Origin of the sequence: Paenibacillus chitinolyticus NBRC 15660, from assembly GCF_000739915.1 — a bacterium.
In the GTDB taxonomy this organism is placed as follows: domain Bacteria; phylum Bacillota; class Bacilli; order Paenibacillales; family NBRC-103111; genus Paenibacillus_F; species Paenibacillus_F chitinolyticus.
Window position 1 is genome coordinate 351,097 of the sequence record NZ_BBJT01000004.1, and the last position, 14,993, is coordinate 366,089.

The following is a 14,993-nucleotide window of genomic DNA, read 5'->3' on the forward strand; positions in this document are numbered from 1 at the left end:
AGGTAAACCGCCCTGCGGGCGGTCCGGATTCACTCTATTCAATCTCCCCGGCGCAGCAGGATTTGAGGAATGCCGTGATCGGGATGCTCCAGGACGATCGGTTCCGTCCCGTAGACGTCCAGGATCAGTTCGCTTCTCATAATTTCCTCCGGCGTGCCGATAGATATGCCTTCTCCCTCATGAACGACGAGAAGCCGTTCGCAGTAGAGAGCGGCCAGATTCAGATCGTGAAGGACGGCGACCACCGTCAGCCCTTCTTCCCGCTGCCACTGCCGCACGTAGTCCATCAGCTGCATCTGGTAGCCGATATCCAGATAAGTCGTAGGCTCGTCGAGCAGCAGCAGGCGGGGCTGCTGCGCCATCACCTTCGCCAGCGCCACGCGCTGTTTCTGCCCTCCGCTCAGGTTCTCGACCGTCCGGTCGGCCAGCGGCTCCAGATCGAGCCGCCGCATAATCCGGTCGATAAGCGCAGCGGCGTCCTCCCGGTCTTCCCCGAGCCAGTTCTGGAAAGGGAACCTGCCCATTTCCACCACCTCACGGACGGTGAAACCGAGCGGAGGCAGCGCATCCTGCTGAAGCACGGCAAGCCAGCGCGCCAGCTCTTTGCGGGCGTAGCCCGCGACTTCCCTCCCCTGGAGAAGAATACGGCCTTCCGTAAGGGGGTCTACGCCTGAGATCAGTCTCAGCAAAGTCGATTTGCCGCTCCCGTTAGGCCCGATGACGCCGAAAAATTCGCCGGGCTTCACCTCGAAACGGATATCTTTGAGCACGCGGATTCCGCCGAAGCTTTTTCCCGCACCCTGTACTTCGATGATCGGTTCCATCAGCTTCTACCCCATTTCTTCTGTTTGCGCAGCAGATAAGCGAAGAACGGCGCGCCCAGAAACGCGGTGATGACGCCGAGCGGAATCTCTGTCGGGCTTAGAAGCGTCCGGGCCAGCGTGTCGGCCCAAAGGACGTAGATGGCTCCGCCTACGGCGGAAAGCGGCACGATCAGCCGGTAATCCGGTCCCGCGATCAGACGGATCAGATGGGGCACGATCAGCCCGACAAACCCGATGACACCGGATACGGAAACGGCGGCAGCCGTCACCAGAGTCGCGGTGATCAGCACGATCAATTTCGTCCGCTCGACATGGATGCCCAGATGAGCGGCCTGACGTTCCCCGAGCGCCAGCAGGTTGAGTGTCCGAGCATAGCTGTAAAGCACAACGAAAGTTACGAGGAAATACGGAAGGAGAACGGTTGTGTACGACCAGCCTTTCATCGCGAGACTGCCCATCAGCCAGAAAATGATTTCATTGACGACCTGTTTGGACATCGACACGAGAAAAGAAACGACGGAGCCGAGAAACGCCTGCATCACGACACCGGAAAGCAGCAGCGTCTCCATACGGATTTTGCCGTCGGTCCGGGCCAGACGCAATACGATCCAAAGTGAAACGGCTCCGGTGGCAAAACCGACGACCGGTATCGTCCACGTACCGAAAAACGTCGTCTGCAGACCGAAGTAAATGACGAACGCCGCGCCGACGCTCGTTCCGCTGCTTACCCCAAGCGTATACGGGTCCGCAAGCGGATTGCGCAGGACGCCTTGAAAAGCGGCTCCCGCTACCGAAAGGGAGGCCCCGACCAGGATGGCCAGCATCACGCGCGGCAGCCTTACCTTCATAATAATCTGCTCCGAGGATACGGGCCAGTCCGGCGTAATTCGGTCTCCGATCCAAGGCAGCTTGCTCCCCAGAATCGAAGCGATCTGACTCACCGGCAGATGGGCCGAGCCCAGCGAAAGACTCAGCACAATAGAAAGAAGAAGGAGTAAAACTCCTACTCCTCCCCAAAGTCCCCATTTAGGTTTCATTTATTTCACCAAGTCCGGATAGATGGCTTTAGCCATTTGCAAAAGTCCCTCTGTCAGACGCGGTCCCGGACGGGTCAGCGTATTCTGGTCGAGACCGATCACCTGGTTGTTTTTAACTGCATTGATTTCGTTCCACCCGCTGCGTCCGCGAATGAGTTCTTCAAGACTTTTCTTCGTTTTGTCATCCACTACGCCTTTGGCGAATAAAATAACGTCCGGATTCTGCTGGATGATTTTCTCCTCGCTGATCTGCTTCCAGCCCGTAATGTCGGAAGCGACATTGACACCGCCCGCCAGCGTGATCAGCTCATCCATAAATTCACCCTTGCCCACTGTCCAGCCCGGGGAGAATTCGATATAGACTTTTTTCTTCTTGTCCGCCGCTACGGTTTTTACGGCATCCGTAACTTTTTGACGGTCTTCTTTCATTTTTGCGACGACTTTTTCCGCCTGTTCCTGATGATCGGTAATCTGGCCGTAGAGCTGAATATTTTTCATGACGTCGTCAAGCGTCTTCGGCTCCACCTTGAACACGTTAATGCCCATCGCGCGCAGCTTTTCGACCGATTCTTTTTTCATCGAAACGCCTGTGAAAACAATGTCGGCTCCCGACGCGATAACCGATTCCTGGTTAGGCTGCGTAATTCCGCCCATTTTCGGCTTCGTTTTCGCTTCCGCCGGATAATCGTCAAAATCGGACACGCCGACGATTATATCGCCCAGACCGATCGCAAAAAGAGCTTCCGTCTCCGCCGGCGAAACCGACACGATTTTTCCTGGCGCTTTCTCGAACGTAAATTCCTTGCCCGTCGCATCGGTTACTTTCAAAGGATACTGCGTTTTCTTCGCGCTCGATTGCGGAGCGGTGCTTGCCGCCGGAGAGGCTGATCCCGCCGTTCCGTTATCCGCGCTTTGCTTGCCGCAAGCTGCCAGGCCGACGACCATCGTCAAAACGAGCAGCAGCAGGGCGTATTTAAAACCCCCGGTGGTTTTTCGTTCGTTGTTCATGTTCTCTACTCCCTTGCTGATTTAGTTTGACTTGAGGTTGTCCCACGATGTTCGCGCATGTCAACAAAAAATCCCCCCTATCCGGAGATAGAGGGGATAACTTTCAGAATCACGAGGTGAAACGGCCGTCAATCGGACGTCCTTTCCGGTTTCGCGCGATCCTCTCCTCGAAGGATATTGTGCTGCAAACCGGCAGGCAGGTCTCCTGACTTACGGATGGCTGACCGTCTTGCCTTCCCATCCGGCGCGGACAGTGGCATCGTAAGACGATCTCCGTATTACAGTGGCGGGACCGTGCCGGATTTGCACCGGCTTCCCTTTTCACCCTGGGCTTTGGCTCTGTTACGAGACGCCGCTTCGGGACCTGACGGTAAACGTATGAGGTTGGGCCTTCAAGTTCATCCCCCATTATAGGCCAAGCGGCGCCGGAAAGACAAGGACTTTAGTCATCGCACCACGTGCAGTTCCCGGCGTCCGCTATGGAGTCGCGGCGGCGGCAAGGCCGTCGCTTCACGATTTGGCGGCGATCTTTTTGAGCACCTCGAACGACTGCTCGGGATTGCGGCTGTTCACCGCCATAAAAGCGACGAGCCCCTTGCCTTCCACGCCGTTATCCTTCATCCACTTGGAATACTGGAGGGGAATGCCGTACAGATGCGTCTCCTTCTTAGGCGCTTCGGGCGGATTCTTTTTCTTGCCGGCAGGTTCAATCGTCGCCTCGAGTACGCCCTCCGGATAGTCTTCCTGCTTGAAATGCTCTTCCAGCGGCAAAAATGCCCCTTCGGCCGCATAAATCTTAAACTGTTCTTCGGGGATGATCAGGATACCGTGATTGCCGTATCCCATTTCGACGATCATCTTTTCATTGGAAAAAAGCGGGGACGTATTCAAATAGATGGACGGCTTGTCCCCCACAAGCGCTTTCAACGAATTTTCAAGCTTAAAAGCGGCATCGACCGGTATGCCGTCACGGGCCATCATAAAGATGGAAACATCCGCTTTGGGCTGGGCCTTCCCGCACCCGGAAACCAAGACGGTGAATAATAGAAGCAGTACTGCAGCCGGAAACCAGCGTTTCTGTGTCATCAAAATCCCTCCGTTGCCCGATAGCTTATGCAAACGCTGCAAAAAAGCCGGCATTTACCGGCTCTTCTGGACTAGATTCATATATTCGTTAATCTTATGATCAAGAAGCGTACTCATTTCAATTACGGACTCGGAAGTCATAGCCTCACCGGACTGAACCATCTGTTCCAGTCTGTGCCGCATAAACTGAATTTCTTCTTCCAGGTGAAAGAGGGAGGCTAATTTGGCAGGTCGTTTGGATAACCAGCGTTGATCGGAAACGTCATGACTGTACCAACCCGAGTTGTCGGCCAGACGATATTCTAAATAAGCCATACATATCCCTCCTTTACCCTAAAGATATCAGTTTTTTCCGATTCTGAAAACTATTTTTTGGGACAAGTCTTTACAATTTTTTCACAAAAGACCCAATACGGTCCAAAGCCTCGTTCAGCTGTGAAACGGAAGTCGCATAGGAGCAGCGGACGAAGCCTTCGCCGCCGTTGCCGAACACTTGTCCCGGAACGGCCGCCACCTTCGCTTCTGTCAGGAGTCGCTGAGCGAACTCTTCCGAGCTGAGGCCCGTCGAAGCGATGGAAGGGAACGCGTAGAACGCTCCCTGAGGCTCGTGGCAGTCGAGACCGATCTGCCGGAAGCCTTGAACGACCAGACGCCTGCGCTGGTTATAGGACTCGATCATCCGGTCCTTCTCCTCCAGCCCGTTGCGGAGCGCCTCAAGAGCGGCAATCTGGCCCATGATCGGAGCGCACATGACCGTGTACTGATGGATCTTCAGCATCGCGGAGATCAGGTCCGGATGCCCGCACATGTAGCCGACTCTCCAGCCCGTCATGGCAAAAGCTTTCGCGAAGCCGCTGACGAGAATAGTACGATCCCGCATGCCGGGCAGCGACGCGAAGCTCACGTGCTTGCTTCCGTAAGTGAGCTCCGCATAAATTTCATCGGCGATGACGATCAGATCGTTCTCTTCCACGATCCGGGCGATCGGCTCCCAGTCCTCGTACGTCATGATGCCGCCCGTCGGGTTGCTCGGATAGCTCAGAACGAGAACCTTGGATTTCGGCGTCAGACTTGCGCGGAGCGCCTCGGGCTTCAGCTTGAAGCTGTCCTTCGCGAAGGTCTCGATGCCGACCGGGACTCCTCCGCCAATCGTGACGATCGGACTGTAAGCGATGTAGCAGGGTTCCGGAATGAGAATTTCATCGCCCGGCGCAATCAGCGCGCGCAGCGCAAGGTCAATCGCCTCGCTGCCGCCGACCGTTACGACAACTTCATTCGAAGGCTCGTATTTTACGGCAAAATTCGTGTACAAATACTCGGCGATCGCTTCGCGAAGCTCAGGGAGGCCCGCATTCGGCGTATAGTTCGTCCGGCCTCTTTCCAGGGAATACACGCACGCCTCGCGGACATGCCACGGCGTCACGAAATCCGGCTCCCCGACGCCAAGAGAAATAATATCCTTGCTTCCGCTTACCAAATCAAAAAAACGCCGGATGCCCGAAGGAGGAATATCCCGGACCAGCGGTGACAAATAGCCCTGCATGGATTTCGGTTTGCTTCCGATTTCTTCCTGGTTTATCATCGTCATCGTCCTTTATGGTGAGACCAGCATCCGATGATCATCCTCACGGTCATCAAAAATGATCCCATCCTGTTTGTATTTTTTCAGAATAAAATGAGTTTTCGTTGACAATACCCGGTCCAGTGTCGACAGCTTGCTGGAAACGAAAGAAGACACTTCCCGCAGCGTACGGCCCTCGATCTCCACAAGCAGATCGTAAGCTCCGGACATCAGATAGACCGACTTCACTTCTGGATATAAATAAATGCGTTCCGCAATCGCGTCGAATCCGGTTCCCCGTTCAGGCGTGATCTGCACTTCGATCAGCGCGTTCACCTTGTCGCTGTCCACTTTGCTCCAGTTGAGCACGGTGGCGTACTTCACGATGATGTGCTCGTCTTCCATCTGGCGGATGGCCGCCGTTGCCTCATCTTCCGTAATTCCCAGCATGGTCGCGATAAGCGCCGGAGAGCGGCGGGAATCCTCTTTCAGAATATCCAGAATCTTGTGCTTCAAATCGTCCATCGTCAAGCCTCCTACTAAGAATCGATCATGTATAAGGTCCAATGAAATCAAGCATCGGATAGGGAAAATCGTTATCTTCCATATTACACGCAGCCCCCGCCGAATTCAATAAAAAACGGAAGCGCAAAAAAGCCGCAAGCACGCGCTCCTTGCAGCTTCATCTCCCTGCCCCGGCAAGCGGTTCGGCATCGCCCGGCGGCGCAAAACGGCAAGGTCGCTCCCCTAGCCTGCCGGGGCTTTCGGTCTCGCGGATTTCTGCTCGGAAAGCCCTTCCCCGTACAGGCATCTCCTTATGCCCGGTCTCCGGGGCTGCCGGACGTGCTTTTGCGGGTCTTGCCGATCGCGGGAACCCGCCAACTGCTGCACTCCGCTCTAGCCTACTGTGCGGCTGTAGGACGACTGCTTGCCGCGGAGCAGACGAAGCATGGCCGATTCGATCCCTCTTTTGCGGTAAGAAGGCAGAATAAGGACCGAAAGGGAGACTTCGTTCTCCCACTCCACGTCTCCGGTACAAAAGGCGATTCCGACCAGTTTCTGATCCTCGTAAGCGGAAATAAAACGGCCGTTTCCGATTTGCTTCAAACTTTTGCGATCGACCTTCTGGGAAGTTAATTCTGTATAGGATTGTATAAAGGGGTTCAGGACCCATGGTTTAGGCATCTCACCGGACAACGAAATCATTCTTGCAGGCCACCTTTCTACGAACAAGTGAATCTGTGATAATTATACATGATACTGTATTTTTATTCAACGACTTCCTTTCATATTCCACGCCTTTACAAAAAAATCCTATTTCTCCTCCGGCAGCATCGTCCTGAATATGCACAGGACAACTTACTCCTGCCATTCCGCTTTCACACCGCGCACAGTTATCGGCGCGGCCGTGTGTCATCGCATGACGGTGACTTCCGGCCCAAGGCGCCGGAGGCGAAACTCTCCGTTCCGTAAGTATGAAGTCCCCACAAAATCAGTGAGGCATTCCGGGCCTGCCTTCATGCATACGGGCAGCCGCTTTATTTTTTATTTATAGGGACCCTCAATCTTCCTGTTCATAAAATCGACCGCATAAAAAAGAGCTTTCCCCGGATTCAGGAAAAGCTCTCTTATTTATAGGGACACCGATTACGCATCGCATCCTCGCACGCGCTTATGAAAACGCCCCGGACGGCAGCCGTATTCAAGGGTACGTCCTTGATCAGACCGGCATACGGGAATTCATCCTTCCGCGATGCTGCTGCGATATGGCCGCATCCCGCCGCCTCCGACGATTTATTCGCCGAAGATGCCCATGCTGAGGTACCGCTCGCCCGTATCGGGCGCGATGCACAGGACGCGCTTGCCGGGCCCCAGCTTGCGGGCCACCTGGATGGCCGTCCACACGGTCGCGCCCGCGGACGGACCGACGAGGATGCCCTCCTTGGCCGCGAGCTCACGGGTCGTGCGCAGCGCATCCTCGTCCTCTACCCGGACGATCTCGTCGTAGACGTCCGTGTTCAAAATCTTCGGCACGAAGCCCGGCGACGTGCCGACCAGCTTGTGCGGGCCGGGCTCTCCGCCCGACAGCACCGGCGATCCGGCCGGCTCGACGACGTAGATCTCGATGCCGGGGATCCGCTCGCGCAGCACCTCGCCCGTGCCCGTGATCGTCCCGCCGGTGCCGGACGAAGCGACGAACGCGTCGAGCCTGCCGTCCGTCTGCTCGAGAATCTCCAAGGCGGTGGTCACCCGGTGAATGTCCGGGTTCGCCTTGTTCTCGAACTGCTGCGGGATGAAGCTGCCGGGAATGCCGCGCTGAAGCTCCAGCGCTTTGGCAATCGCACCCGGCATACGCTCCGCCGCAGGCGTCAGCACCACATCCGCTCCGTAGGCCTTGAGCAGATTGATCCGCTCCTTGGTCATGTTATCCGGCATGACCAGAATCGCTTTATACCCCTTCACGGCCGCGTTCATGGCCAGTCCGATGCCGGTGTTGCCGCTCGTCGGCTCGATGATCGTCGCGCCGGGCTTCAGCAGGCCGTCTTTCTCGGCCTGCGCTATCAAATTATAGGCCGCGCGGTCTTTTACGCTCCCGCTCGGATTGAAATATTCCAGCTTAACATAGACTTCCGCATGCTCTTCGCTTGTCAGGCGGTTAAGCCTCACGGCAGGCGTGTCTCCAATCAGTTCCGCGATGCTGTTTACCAGTTTCCCGCTCATTTCCGGTCTCCTCCCCGAAGCACGATTGTTCCTCTTTCCAACGCATTGGGTTCCAAACATATACCCACTATTTTTATAGGAATGGACAGCTCTGTCAAGAGTTTTCTGGATGCAGAACTTTCCTCATAAAGAGCCAGCTCAGGAATGGCGCGCTTCCGATCACAAGCAGCAGGGTATTAATCACCATCGCAGAGGTGCTTTGGGATACAACGGCAATAAACAGCAGCGTGCCCAGAATCCGCCCGGCGTTCAGCGCCAGCTCCCTCAGAATGACGAACTCCTCCCGGTGCCTCACGCTTTCCTCGTCTCTTCCGATCAGATCAAATACGGACGACGTCATCGGAATCGTAAACAACGGCAGAAAAAGGGACGTCCCGATACCGAACGCAAGCAGGGTCATATAATTCACTTTCCAGAAAAACGGAAGTATGGCCGCGATGACCATCAGCACCCCGAGGAGCATCCCTCTGCTTCTGTATTTGGGTTTGAGCACACGGCCGACCAGCCAGAAGCTGACGAAGGAAACGCCCGAAGTCACCAAAGCGTAGCTTCCGAGCTTTTGCTCGCTCGTCGTCGCGATATACACCAGCAGCGAAATCATAAACCCGAATACGCCTTCGCGAAAACCTTGAGCCATCAAAGCGGCACAAACCGGCCTCCACGGAGTATCACCCTGCCGCAAATGACGGAAACCGTACGTCCAGCCGTATGTGCCTTCGATCTTCCGCTTTTTCAGGAAAAAGCTCACCGCCACGCCGAGAACAAAAATACCCAGCGAGATTGAGAAGATAACCCGGTAACCGTTCGTTCCCGCCATATGAACGATGATGAGTCCCGAAATCCACGGCGCCAGCATGCCGACTCCCGCTCCCAGCAAGCCTGCCCAGCCGTTGAATTTGTCACGTGTCTCCCTGCTCGTAACCTCGAAGTAGACGATGTTGAACGCCAGCCAGAAAAAACCCGCAGCCATTCCCTGAACCGCACCGAGCAGGAAAATATAATTCACGCTGGACAGACCCAGCATCAAAACGAGCAGGTAAAAAACCGCCGACATGACAACACCCGCACGGAGACAGTTCATTTTGTTATGCTCTTTCACCCACTTGCCCGCCACCCAGAAGGTGAGCGCCATCGCAAGCTGATGCGTGAGTGTAAACCATCCGATCATGGCAAAATCGCTTTTGGCTTTCCATAAATAGATACTGACGAACGTTCCGGATAAGGCGTTGGCGGCCGCAAAAAGCATATTTTCTATAAGCAGCAGGGCGGACTGGGCATCCAGTCTTCCAATGGTAGGTTTCTTCTTCTCCCCGGCGGAAGCTGCGGCATCCGCTTCATGTTCCCAAGACTCCGCCGCCGGCGTTTCCTTGGCCGTTCCGAGCCAGCCTGCCAGCCGGGAGCGACCCCGCTCTTTGTCCTGCTGCATCCTCAAATCCCTTCCTTTCGAAGCCTGATCTTCCTTATCCTGTCCAAAAGAAGGTCTCTTCAAAGAAGCAGCTAAGTTCCGCTTTTTTCCTGTTTTCAATTACCGAAACGACTCCGCTTTTGCGTGAACGCCGCAGACCGCACCTCTCCAGCTCAACCCGCGTCATGGCGGCTGACCGTTGTCATGTGACGCCGAGCTCTGCGCCGTGAGTCTCACCCTGTGCAGCAAAAACGCTGCCGTCCTCGGGACGGCAGCGTTTTACGCGGATCTGTTTTAGTTGTCGGTTGCCGGTTGCTCTTTGGACGGATTCAATACGGCCAGAAGCTTCTCCCGGTCTTCCTCCGCCAAAAAAGTCTCGACCTTGAAACAGGACGGACACACAAATACATTCAATTTGTAGCCGGGATTCAGGAAAGCCTTGCCGACCGTTCCCGGTATGACGGGAGCATAGCCCGTACCCGCGGTTACCTGCGTGCCCCCGTGGAGCATAAGTTCCCGGCAGGCGGAGCATTCCGGTGCTTCCTCTTGGGTATCCAGCACATTCCGGACAGCTTCGGCGTACTCGTTGGTATAGCTGTCCTCTTCTTCCCAGTCCAGGAAATCATCCGAACCGGCCGCCGGTACAGCTTCTTCATCCGGCTCGTCCGCATCTTCTTCATCCGCTCCGAGCCGGATGCTGCGGTAATCGCTCAGTTCGTTATAGCAGTGCGGACATTCTTCTTCCGGTCCGATCTCCGGGTCCCATACGATTTCCGTCTGGCACCACGGGCATACGGTTTTCAGTTCTTCCTCGTTCACGCCAGTTCACCTCCGACAGGTCAATGATTCATCAAATACCAGACGCCCAGCCCCATAAACAGCACGGCCAGAGCAAATAAGATTCCCCATAAATATTTCATCGTTCGCGTTCCTTTCCGCCATCGCCAAGCGGCCGAAGAGCCGGATCAGGGTGCCTTTAAGGCACGCAAGCTCCGACGACATACGAAATGGAGACGGATATCATCAGCGACAGCAGTCCCACCGCGCGATTGTCTTTCTGGATTTCTTCGTCGATTTTAAAATACGGCGTCAAAAATTCAAAAATAAAATAAGCGGCCATCAATAGAAGGAAGCCGTATCCCGCCCAGATGAGAGAGCGGATAAGCGAATCGTTGTTTTCGATAGCAAACCGGAACAGATTGCAGATTCCGAATATTTTACCGCCCGTAGCCATTGCCACAGAAACATTCCCGCGCTTGATCTCTTCCCAGTCATTATACTTCGTTACAATCTCGAAAATGGTAAGAAATACGATAACGGCCACGACCGCCACAGAGAAGTACGCTAGCGCTCCAAGGTAAGGATTGCTGACCAACTGATTCACCTCTTCGTACAAATGTATGCCTCCTCCGTCGCAAGGAATGGTAAACAAGGGAAGAGACTGAGAAAATTCTCAGTCTCCGCGTTAGGCATACCGCCATTATATCATGCTTATTGTTTTTTTTCAGCCAGCTTCGCTTTCATGGCCGCAAGCTCGTCGTCGATTCCGTCGCTCTTGCCGAGCTGGTCGAGTTCGTCGTCCAGGCTCTTGCCTTTGGAGCGGAGCTCGCCGCTTGCTTGCGCTTCGGCTTCAAGCTGAAGCACCTTCTCGGACATGCGGTCGAAGCCTTTCGCCGCGTTGTCGGTTCCGAAACCGGACATCGCCTGGTTGATGTGCTTCTGGGCTTTCGCCGCTTCGGCACGGGCGATCAGAAGGTCTTTCTTGTTTTTCATTTTCGAAAATTCGTCTTTCATATCGGAGAGCTGATTGCGGAGCTGATCCGCATTCGTTTTGGCGATGTCGTACTGACGCTTCATTTCGTCGAAACGGGTCTGGTGCTCCTTCTTGTCTTCCAGCGCGCGGCGGGCGAGATCTTCATTGCCCTGCTCCAGAGCTTTCATGGCCTGTTCCGTACGCTTGCCGACCATTTCTTCCGCTTCTTCGTACTGCTGTTTGAATTTCTTCTCGATCGCGATCTGCTTGGCTACCGCCACTTCCGCTTCCTGAATGTCCTGCTCCATGTCTCTGAGGAACTGGTTCAGCATTTTTACCGGATCTTCCGCTTTATCGAGTAAATCGTTCATCGAAGCCATCGTCAAGTCTCTAAGTCTTTTAAAAATTCCCATTTGGAATTCCCTCCCGCTTTCGTTTGAATTGTGCTTTTATAACTTTCATACTTTTTCATACGGGGGACCTTCAAGAACGTTTCAACCATTTCCAAATATTTTTTCCGGATGCTTTTGTCCGGTTATTTCAGTTCAACCACCGTCACACCGTGGCCGCCCTCGTTATAAGCTCCGATCCGGAAACTTTTGACGTGCTTGTGCCTGCGCAGATAATCCTGGATGCCCGTCCGCAGCACGCCCGTTCCTTTGCCGTGGATGACATACACTTGGGCGAAGTTGTTCAGGAACGATTCGTCCAGGAACCGGTCGAGCTCCATGATGCCTTCTTCCACGTTGGTTCCGCGAAGATCGACCTCCATGCGGATGTTGTCGTCCCGGGTTCTTTTAACCGTGGCGGCCACCTGCTGGACCGGTTTCTTCTGAGGCGAAGCCTTGATCACTTCGAGGTCGGTCTTGTTCACCTTCATCTTCATGATGCCCAGCTGCACGGTCACTTCAGACGAATTCACGATTTCCACGACGTGGCCTTTCTGGCCGAGGCTCACCACGCGCACCTCGTCGCCCGGCTCGACCTCCGCCTTGCTCCGCTCGGGGCGCTTAGCTCCCGGCTTGCGGAGCTTCGGCTCGGCCTCGTCGAGACGGCGGCGGGCCGCGATCAGCTTGTGATCCTTGATCGCGCCGGCCTCTTCCTTCGCCAGACGCCGCAGGTCGGCGATGATCTCTTCCGCTTCGCGGCGGGCTTTGGCGATCGCGTCCTGCGCTTCGCGCTCGGCTTTGAGCAGCACCTTGTCCCGCTGCTCATCCAGCTTGGCGCGCTCCGCGGAGAGCGCCGCCCGCAGCTCTTCGTTCTCGCGCCGGATTTGCTCGGCGCTGTGGCGTTCCGCTTCGGCGGTCAGCCGGTTCTCCTCCAGCGAGGCGATCATCGTCTCGACGCGCTGGTCCTCGTCGCTGACCTGTCCGCGCGCTTTCTCGATAATCGCGCGCGGAAGACCGAGACGCTCCGCGATGGCAAACGCGTTGCTTCGGCCGGGAACCCCGACGAGCAGACGATACGTCGGGCTCAGCGTCTGCACGTCGAACTCCATGCTCGCGTTGATCACGCCGCGGCGCTCGAAGGCATACGCCTTCAGCTCGCTGTAGTGAGTCGTCGCGATCATGCGACAGCCCATCCGGTGGATGTTCTCCAGCAGCGAGATGGCGAGCGCGGAGCCTTCCGCCGGATCGGTGCCGGCCCCCAGCTCATCGAGGAGCACGAGGCTCTTCGGCGTCATATCGCGGAGGATTCCGATGATATTCGTCATATGGCTGGAGAAGGTGCTGAGGCTCTGCTCGATGCTCTGCTCGTCTCCGATATCGGCGAAGATGCCGTCGAAGACGCACAGCTCGCTGCCTTCCTCCGCCGGGACGAAGAGGCCGGACATCGCCATCAGGCTGAGCAGGCCGACGGTTTTTAGAGACACCGTCTTACCGCCTGTATTCGGTCCCGTCACGATAATCGTCGTGAAGCTCCCGCCGAGTTCCAGATCGATCGGAACGACCTTATCAAGCGGGATCAGCGGATGACGCGCCTTTTTCAGCTTCAGAAAGCCCCGGTCGTTCAACTTCGGCAGCGTTGCCTTCATTTCGCGGGCAAGTCCCGCCTTGGCGAACGTAAAGTCCAGCTGCGCGAGCAGTTCGACGTCCGACAGAAGGTCTTCCTCGATTTCCGCAACCCCTGCCGTCAGCATCCGGAGAATTTTCTCCACTTCGGCTTCTTCCTTGAATTTCAGCTCGCGGAGCCGGTTGTTTAGGGTAACGACGGCTTCCGGTTCAATGAAAAGAGTGGCGCCCGACGCGGACTGATCGTGAATCATACCCCCGAACGAAGAACGGTATTCCTGTTTGACGGGGATAACATAACGGTCTCCGCGCATCGTCACCAGCGCGTCCTGCAGCATTTTCTGCACGGACGGGTTGCGGATCATCTGCTCCAGCTTCTCGCGGACCCTCGCTTCGCCCGTCCGCAGCTCGCTGCGCACGCGGGAAAGCTCGCTGCTCGCGCTGTCCATCACCGCCGCGTTGTCGTCGATGCAGCTCTTGATCCGGTCCTCGGTCTCCTTGTTGTCGCTCAGGAGTTCGGCCCAGCTCAGCAGCCTCGGAACAGGATGCTGTTCGTCCATCGTCTCCAGAAACTTGCGGAGCCTCCGGCCCCCGTAGATCGTAGTCGCGATATCCAGCAGCTCGCTCGGATTGAGCATGCCGCCCACTCTGGCACGGTGCACGGCCGCACGGATATCCCGGATGCCCCCGAAAGGGGCACCGCCCTTAAGCCGGTCGACGGCGAAAGCTTCGTCCGTCGCCTGCAGGCGCAGCTTCACTTCCTCAAAATCCCCGGAAGGCTTTACCTCCGCCGCTTTTGCCGTTCCCAGCGAGGTGGCCGCGTGGCTGCTCAGTTTATGTGTGATTTTATGAAATTCCATTGTGTTAAAAGTTTTGGTATTCAAAGCATTCTCCCTCATCACATCTAGTATGATCTCTTTATTATATCCAATCCGGGACGACGAAGCTATGGAGAGTTCTTTTATAACCTCCGGTTCATGCGAAAACACCAAGACGGGCATGCTAAAAACGCGCATCCTGCCATGACCGCGGCAAGCGTACTTTACGGCTTTCGGTCCCCGGACCGCAAAAAGCGGGGAACCCGGTTCATGCGAAAGCGGGGGGAATTAAGCGCAGACCGCTGCTTTGCGCCGTTCCGTCAACAAATCAAGGAGGTGCCTTTCCGATGCGATTTCTCGGTCATGTGATCAGATTTATCGTTTCCGCACTGGTTTTGATGGTTGTCAGCTGGATCGTTCCCGGTTTTTCAGTGGGCGGGTTCGTAAGCGCCCTGCTGCTGGCCATCGTCATCGCTGTGCTGGCCTGGATTATCGAAAGCATCTTCGGCAGGCAGATTACGCCGTTCGGACGGGGAATCGTGGGCTTCCTGACAAGCGCGCTTGTCATCTGGCTGTCCCAGTTCATCGTTACGGGCGTACACGCCTCCATCATCGGTGCGATCCTTGCCGCTCTCGTCGTCGGGATTGTCGATCTGTTTATTCCGGTCTCTCCGTTTGACAGAAAAGACAGCCGGCGCAAAAGCACGCACTGACCGGCGGGATGCCGCGGCCGGATTCACGCTCTCTCGGGCGGGATCCGGTCTTCTT

The 14,993-nt window shown here is 55.8% G+C and carries 15 protein-coding genes and 1 riboswitch; of the genes, 1 reads left to right on the forward strand and 14 read right to left on the reverse strand.

Annotated elements, in window-relative coordinates; translation table 11 throughout:
* Positions 1–38 precede the first annotated feature (38 nt).
* From PCH01S_RS11560 to PCH01S_RS11625, 14 genes are all read right to left on the reverse strand, one after another.
* Positions 39–824, reverse strand: a complete 786-nt coding sequence (locus PCH01S_RS11560) for an ABC transporter ATP-binding protein (protein WP_042229416.1) — start codon at positions 822–824, stop codon at positions 39–41.
* The gene (locus PCH01S_RS11565) at positions 824–1,861 is read right to left on the reverse strand and encodes a FecCD family ABC transporter permease (RefSeq protein ID WP_009676079.1); all 1,038 of its coding nucleotides are present in this window, start codon (positions 1,859–1,861) and stop codon (positions 824–826) included. Before PCH01S_RS11565 ends, PCH01S_RS11560 begins: the two co-directional genes overlap by 1 nt.
* The gene (locus PCH01S_RS11570; RefSeq protein ID WP_042229417.1) at positions 1,862–2,869 is read right to left on the reverse strand and encodes an ABC transporter substrate-binding protein; all 1,008 of its coding nucleotides are present in this window, start codon (positions 2,867–2,869) and stop codon (positions 1,862–1,864) included.
* Between the two features lie 178 nt (positions 2,870–3,047).
* A riboswitch (cobalamin riboswitch) is annotated at positions 3,048–3,252 on the reverse strand.
* Between the two features lie 127 nt (positions 3,253–3,379).
* Complete coding sequence (locus PCH01S_RS11575) at positions 3,380–3,955, reverse strand: hypothetical protein (protein WP_042229940.1); 576 nt, start codon at positions 3,953–3,955, stop codon at positions 3,380–3,382.
* A gap of 54 nt (positions 3,956–4,009) precedes the next feature.
* The gene (locus tag PCH01S_RS11580) at positions 4,010–4,270 is read right to left on the reverse strand and encodes an aspartyl-phosphate phosphatase Spo0E family protein (protein ID WP_009676194.1); all 261 of its coding nucleotides are present in this window, start codon (positions 4,268–4,270) and stop codon (positions 4,010–4,012) included.
* Positions 4,271–4,340: 70 nt separating this feature from the next.
* A complete protein-coding gene (locus PCH01S_RS11585) occupies positions 4,341–5,537 on the reverse strand; it encodes an aminotransferase class I/II-fold pyridoxal phosphate-dependent enzyme (RefSeq protein WP_042229941.1) in 1,197 nt (398 codons plus the stop codon).
* Positions 5,538–5,549: 12 nt separating this feature from the next.
* A complete protein-coding gene (locus PCH01S_RS11590) occupies positions 5,550–6,041 on the reverse strand; it encodes an Lrp/AsnC family transcriptional regulator (protein ID WP_042229418.1) in 492 nt (163 codons plus the stop codon).
* Between the two features lie 372 nt (positions 6,042–6,413).
* Positions 6,414–6,722 carry a GNAT family N-acetyltransferase gene (locus PCH01S_RS11595; RefSeq protein WP_042229420.1) on the reverse strand — a complete coding sequence of 103 codons (309 nt, stop codon included), beginning with the start codon at positions 6,720–6,722 and terminating at the stop codon, positions 6,414–6,416.
* 588 nt (positions 6,723–7,310) lie between these two features.
* Positions 7,311–8,237 carry a cysteine synthase A gene (gene cysK, locus PCH01S_RS11600; protein ID WP_042229423.1) on the reverse strand — a complete coding sequence of 309 codons (927 nt, stop codon included), beginning with the start codon at positions 8,235–8,237 and terminating at the stop codon, positions 7,311–7,313.
* Between the two features lie 94 nt (positions 8,238–8,331).
* A complete protein-coding gene (locus PCH01S_RS11605) occupies positions 8,332–9,663 on the reverse strand; it encodes an MFS transporter (RefSeq protein WP_042229424.1) in 1,332 nt (443 codons plus the stop codon).
* A 273-nt stretch (positions 9,664–9,936) separates the two neighbouring features.
* The gene (locus tag PCH01S_RS11610; RefSeq protein WP_042229429.1) at positions 9,937–10,461 is read right to left on the reverse strand and encodes a hypothetical protein; all 525 of its coding nucleotides are present in this window, start codon (positions 10,459–10,461) and stop codon (positions 9,937–9,939) included.
* A gap of 157 nt (positions 10,462–10,618) precedes the next feature.
* Complete coding sequence (locus tag PCH01S_RS11615) at positions 10,619–11,038, reverse strand: DUF350 domain-containing protein (protein ID WP_009676216.1); 420 nt, start codon at positions 11,036–11,038, stop codon at positions 10,619–10,621.
* A gap of 95 nt (positions 11,039–11,133) precedes the next feature.
* Positions 11,134–11,808, reverse strand: a complete 675-nt coding sequence (locus tag PCH01S_RS11620) for a PspA/IM30 family protein (RefSeq protein WP_042229435.1) — start codon at positions 11,806–11,808, stop codon at positions 11,134–11,136.
* Between the two features lie 122 nt (positions 11,809–11,930).
* Entirely contained in the window at positions 11,931–14,291 is a 2,361-nt protein-coding gene (locus tag PCH01S_RS11625) for an endonuclease MutS2 (RefSeq protein WP_042229942.1), read from the reverse strand.
* 281 nt (positions 14,292–14,572) lie between these two features.
* Here PCH01S_RS11625 and PCH01S_RS11630 point away from each other — a divergent pair, with 281 nt between their 5' ends.
* On the forward strand, positions 14,573–14,938 hold the full coding sequence (locus PCH01S_RS11630; RefSeq protein ID WP_042229438.1) for a phage holin family protein: 366 nt from the start codon (positions 14,573–14,575) through the stop codon (positions 14,936–14,938).
* The last annotated feature ends 55 nt before the right edge of the window (positions 14,939–14,993 follow it).